Genomic DNA, 1,109 nt, shown 5'->3' with positions numbered 1-1,109 from the left:
TCGCCACTACTAACGGAATCTCGGTTGATGTCTTTTCCTCCGGGTACTGAGATGTTTCAGTTCTCCGGGTTCGCTTCACCAAAGCCTATTTTATTCAGCTTAGTGATACCTCTCCCATTTAACACGGCGCCTGATCACTCAGGTGCAGTCTTAAATGGTGAAGGTGGGTTATCCCATTCGGAAATCGCGGGATCAAAGCTTGCTCACAGCTCCCCCACGCTTATCGCAGCGTGCCACGTCCTTCATCGCCTGTACATGCCAAGGCATTCACCAGATGCCCTTACCTCACGCTTGAGAGTCCACACCACCAACATCAGCACTGGAGATAGTGCATGATACGGCTTGTATCGGTGTGGTTATTAAACTCAGCCAGATAATCTTGTGTGTACGATCATCGAACTGACCTTCATCCGTCTGCCTTGCGGCAAACGCACGAAAGCCAATCCCATGTCGCCACGGCATCGATTAAAAAACCCATTCACAATGTCAAAGAGGCGCACAACGTGCGCCATATCACCGGACGTATCCGGTAAACCGCTACTCTTCATCTCTAGAGAAACTGTGGTGCCCAGCCATAGGGCGCCCCTCGCTTGCGCTCGGGAGTTTTGCGGGACAATGTCCCCCGGACATTGTCTTGAACCGCAAAACTGGTGGAGCCTATCGGGATCGAACCGATGACCTGATGCTTGCAAAGCAACCGCTCTCCCAGCTGAGCTAAGGCCCCAAAGGAGGCTGGCACTGACTGGTGGGCCGGGGAGGAGTTGAACCTCCGACCTCACGCTTATCAGGCGTGCGCTCTAACCACCTGAGCTACCGGCCCCAGTGCTACGCAGGCTGCTTGTTACAGCAGCGCGAGGCGCTCGGTGCCTGCTCAGCTATCAACACAATCTTGCGACTGCGTTAATCTCTAGTGATGAAGGGACATGAGGACGGCGGCAATGTTCTTTGGAAATGACGAAGCTCTTTCAGCTTCTAGAGCTGACGCTTTCGTCACGATCCTTAGAAAGGAGGTGATCCAGCCGCAGGTTCCCCTACGGCTACCTTGTTACGACTTCACCCCAGTCGCTAAACCCACTGTGGTCGCCTGCCTCCTTGCGGTTAGCTCAACG

At 54.0% G+C, this 1,109-nt stretch carries 2 tRNA genes and 2 rRNA genes; all 4 read right to left on the bottom strand.

Going from position 1 to position 1,109, the window contains the following annotated elements:
• A 23S ribosomal RNA gene (locus F4U94_RS24100) occupies window positions 1-294 on the bottom strand; the annotation flags it as partial.
• 354 nt (window positions 295-648) lie between these two features.
• Window positions 649-724 (bottom strand) — tRNA-Ala (locus F4U94_RS24090).
• Between the two features lie 19 nt (window positions 725-743).
• A tRNA-Ile gene (locus tag F4U94_RS24085) sits at window positions 744-820 on the bottom strand.
• A 183-nt stretch (window positions 821-1,003) separates the two neighbouring features.
• Window positions 1,004-1,109: ribosomal RNA gene (locus tag F4U94_RS24080) — 16S ribosomal RNA — on the bottom strand; the annotation flags it as partial.

This window comes from Sphingobium limneticum, from assembly GCF_008710155.1.
Classification (GTDB): Bacteria; Pseudomonadota; Alphaproteobacteria; order Sphingomonadales; family Sphingomonadaceae; genus Sphingobium; species Sphingobium limneticum.
This window is presented reverse-complemented; position numbering and strand designations above follow the sequence as displayed.